This window comes from Streptomyces viridosporus (genome assembly GCF_002078235.1).
Taxonomy (GTDB): Bacteria; Actinomycetota; Actinomycetes; order Streptomycetales; family Streptomycetaceae; genus Streptomyces; species Streptomyces viridosporus.
Genome location: NZ_MSGP01000083.1, coordinates 1 through 4,252, shown reverse-complemented (window position 1 = coordinate 4,252; position 4,252 = coordinate 1). Strand labels below are relative to the sequence as shown.

Genomic DNA, 4,252 nt, shown 5'->3' with positions numbered 1-4,252 from the left:
ATAAGAGACAGGTACGGGCCGCCGCCGAAGGGGTTGCCGTGTCCCGGCGCCCATCCGCCCGGCGGCAGGTAGCGCACCCGGCCCGTCTCGTCCGTCGTCGGGGCGAACCCGGCCGCCTGGAGCCGGGCGGATGGGCGCCGGGACACGGCAACCCCTTCGGCGGCAGGTAGCGCACCCGGCCCGTCTCGTCCGTCGTCGGGGCGAACCCGGCCGCCTGGAGCCGGGCGGCGAACTTGGCGTTGCGCCTGCGGGTGACGACGAGGCCGATGCCGAAGACGGCCATGAGGAGCAGCCAGACGACGCCCGCCACGACGAAGTGGGAGGACTCGCCCCCGGCCCGGTAGGCCAGGACCACGCAGCCGATGGAGACGCCGAGGGCGCCGTAGCCCATCCGCTTCTCGGCGCTCTTGCCGGTGAGGTCGAAGTTGATGCGGGCCTTGAGCAGTTCGACGGCGTCCGGCACCAGCGGCGGCAGCGACACCCCGTCGCCGGCGTTCGGGTACTGCGCCCGGTTCTGCGCGGCCCGGGCCCGCGCCTGCGGGCCGGGGTCGGGCACGATCAGCATCCTGAGCGCGCCGTTCTGCCCGCCGCCCTGGCGCACGTCGGCGTACTCGTACCCGAACTGCTGGGCGATGAAGGCGAGTCGGGCGAGCTTCTTCACAGACGCCATCGGGCTGGTGAGCTCCACCGGCTCCCCGCCCGCCATCAACCGCAGCATCTTCCGCGTCTGCCGCTTGCTCATCCGTGTCCCCCCTGGCCGTCCTGTTCGCTTCCGCAGCGCGAGCAGTTTTTCACGGGGCGCGCCGACGCGGTGGCGCGGCCGGAGGCCGCACCGGCGGCGGCCCCCGGCGTCAGCCCCGGCGCGCCGCTCCGGTCCCGTTCCGCCGACCGGCGGAACGCTTCGCCCCGTTCGGCCACAGGCGTGGCTTCCGCTTCGCCGCGAGGTCCTCGACCCAGCCGACCGCGAGGACCGCCAGGCCGATGAGCGGCCAGACGAAGGCGAACATCCAGAGCGTGTACGTGCTGCTGAGGGCCTCCACCCCGCGCTCGCTCCGCATGAACGGAATCCGGTACAGCAGGTCGACGAGCGGGACCGTCAGCATGATCAGCAGGTTGTGCCACAGGTAGATGGTGACCGCCCGGTTGTTGGAGAGCGTCACCAGCTTGTCCCACTTCGCCAGGCGTCCCGGGAGTTCCTGCCACGACGGGGAGTACTGGAGCAGGATCACGACGAAGCCGAACGACCAGGTGGCCTGGGCCAGCGGGATGTCGTTGAGGTTCCAGCCGTCGGCGGTGAGGTGGTTCGAGGCCCACCACAGGCCGAAGGCCATCACCAGGGACGCGCAGGAGACGGAGACGTACCGCGGGACCTGCTTCAGCATCCCTTCCTGGTGGGCGAAGCCCAGCACCCAGCAGCTTCCGTAGACCGCGAAGTCGGTGACGGCGTTGCCCGTCTCGCCGGGGATGGTCACCAGGCCCGTGCCGACGATCGCCGTCAGGCCCAGCGGGGCGAGCAGCGTCGGCCAGGGGGCCCGGCGGAACAGCCGGAGCAGCAGCGGGGAGGCGAGGACGAACCACAGGTAGGCGCGCAGGTACCACAGCGGTCCCGCCGCCTGGGTCGCCCAGGAACTCTCGAACGGGCCCAGGGAGCCGGCGTCCCACGGGTAGGGCGGGGCGCCGATCGGGACGAGGTAGTTGACCAGCTTGACCAGGCCCCAGCCGCCCTGGCCCGGGTCCTCCGTCGGGTCCCAGCCGCTCGCGAACAGCAGCGTCAGCACGACCGCCGCGAACGCCCACAGCGGCGGCAGGAGACGGCGGACCCGGCTGCGGATCACGCTCATCGCCGGACGCTTCAGCGAACGCGCCATCAGCGAGCCGGCCAGCGCGAACATCACGCCCATCGACGGGAACAGCACCGTCAGCCAGGCCCAGCCGAAGAGGTGGTAGACCACGACGCGGACCAGGGCGACGGAGCGCAGCAGGTCGAGGTACCGGTCGCGGCCCGGTTTCCCGGGTGCGGTCGGGGCGGCGGCCGGATCCGGTGCGGGCTCGGTCGTGCGCTGCTGCGGGAGGGCGTGGGGCGCGCCCGGGGTGCCGTGCGCGTTCCCCGCGTACGGCACGCCCGGGGCCCCGGTCGCGTCCCCCGCGTACGGGGTTCCGTACGGGCCGGCCGGCTCCGGGCTCGTTCCCGTACCGGTGGTGTGTCCGTGGGTCATGCCACGGGCCTCCGATCGTCACTGCTCCGCGTGCGCTGGCGCGGCACCCCGTCGACGGGCGCCTCGACGACGCCGGTGCGCCGCAGCTTCTGCCAGCGCAGGCGGCCGCCGGTGAGGGCGGTGATCCAGGACTGGAGGAGCACGACGTACATGAGCTGGCGGTAGAGGATCTGCTGCAGCGGCAGCGAGATGAGGTGGGTCATGCGTTCGCGGTCGAGGTGGAAGGCGTAGGCCGCGCAGACCGCCTGGATGGCCAGGACGCCCAGCCACGCCACGATCGTCTTCTCGGTCGGGCCGAAGACGATGCCGTAGAGCAGGAAGACGTCGATCAGCGGGGCCAGCAGCGGGGCCAGGATCATGAACAGGGAGACGAAGGGCAGGCCCACGCGGCCGAAGCGGCCCGAGGGGCCCTTCTCTATCACGGCGCGGCGGTGCTTCCAGATGGCCTGCATGGTGCCGTACGACCAGCGGTAGCGCTGGGACCAGAGCTGTTGGACCGTCTCCGGCGCCTCGGTCCAGGCGCGGGCGTTCTCGGCGTAGACCACGCGCCAGCCGACGCGGTGCAGCGCCATGGTGACGTCGGTGTCCTCGGCGAGCGTGTCGTCGCTCATGCCGCCGATCGGTTCGAGGGCCGAGCGCCGGAACGCGCCCACCGCGCCCGGGATGGTCGGCATGCAGCGCAGGATGTCGTACATGCGGCGGTCCAGGTTGAAGCCCATCACGTACTCGATGTGCTGCCAGGCGCCGATGAGGCTGTCCTTGTTGCCGACCTTCGCGTTGCCCGCCACGGCGCCGACCCTCGGGTCGCCGAAGGGCTGGACGAGTTCGCGGACGGTGGACGGTTCGAAGACCGTGTCGCCGTCCATCATGACCACGATGTCGTGGCGGGCGTTGGCCAGACCGCGGTTGAGCGCCGCCGGTTTGCCCGCGTTGAGCTGGCGGATCACCCGTACGTTGGGCAGGCCCATGGCCTCGACGATGCGGGCGGTGCCGTCGGTGGACCCGTCGTCGATGACGAGGATCTCGATCGGGTGGTCGGAGGCCATCAGCGAACGGACGGTGTTCTCGATGCACTTGGCCTCGTTGTACGCCGGGACCAGCACCGTCACCGGTTCGGTGACCGGCGGGCCCCAGCTGAAGCCCTTGCGGCGGACCCGGCGGGCGTGGGCGCCGGAGAGCAGGAGCATCAGCACGAAGCGGCCGATGACCAGGGTGCCGATGACCGCCAGGCCCACCACCAGGACGCCGGTGATCTTCCCCGAGGCCTGGACCAGGAAGATCCACGCCTTGCCCTTCCACAGGTCGACGCCGGTGACCGCGCTGTGCGCGCTGGGCGAGCCCAGGGCCTCGGTGAGGTTGTCGAACTCGTAGCCCTGCTTCTTCAGGTCGGGCAGGAACCGGTCCAGCGCCGCGACGGTCTGGCTGCGGTCGCCGCCGGAGTCGTGCATCAGGACGATGGCGCCCTTGCCGTCCTCGGGCGTGGCCCGGCGGATGATCTCGTCGACGCCGGGCCGCTTCCAGTCCTCGCTGTCGGTGTTGTTGACGACGGTGAGGTAGCCGCGGCTGCCGATGTACTGGGTGACCGGCCAGGTCTTGTTGTCCATGGCGGCGGCGTAGGAGGAGTACGGCGGGCGGAAGAGCGAGGTGCGGATGCCGGCCGCGCCGGTGATCGCGAGCTGGTTCTGCGACAGCTCCCAGTCGATGCGCTCCTTGGACTGGAGGGCGAGGTCGGGGTGGTTGAAGGTGTGCAGGCCGATCTCGTGGCCCTCGTCGACCATGCGCTTGACGAGGTCCGGGTAGCGGGAGGCCATGGTGCCGGTGACGAAGAAGACGGCGTGCGCGTCGTGCTCCTTCAGCACGTCCAGCACCTTCGGCGTCCAGACCGGGTCCGGACCGTCGTCGAAGGTGAGGACCAGACGGCGGTCGGGCACGCTCAGGCCCTCGGCGCGGCCGGCGCGGGCGTCGATGACCGGGCCGCCCTCGAGTATTTCCTCGGGCACCTGGTCGGTGGGGGCGGGCGGCTGGACGCGGTGGTC

At 71.5% G+C, this 4,252-nt stretch carries 3 protein-coding genes; all 3 read right to left on the bottom strand.

The window, feature by feature from the left end; all coding sequences use genetic code 11:
- Positions 1-742, bottom strand: a 742-nt coding sequence (locus tag B7L92_RS06160; RefSeq protein WP_255310776.1) for a hypothetical protein, incomplete at its 3' end; no start/stop codon positions are given.
- A gap of 109 nt (positions 743-851) precedes the next feature.
- A complete protein-coding gene (locus tag B7L92_RS06155) occupies positions 852-2,216 on the bottom strand; it encodes an acyltransferase family protein (RefSeq protein WP_081236458.1) in 1,365 nt (454 codons plus the stop codon).
- A partial coding sequence (locus B7L92_RS06150; RefSeq protein WP_081236457.1) for a bifunctional polysaccharide deacetylase/glycosyltransferase family 2 protein occupies positions 2,213-4,252 on the bottom strand: 2,040 nt, incomplete at its 5' end. The genes B7L92_RS06155 and B7L92_RS06150, both read right to left, overlap by 4 nt.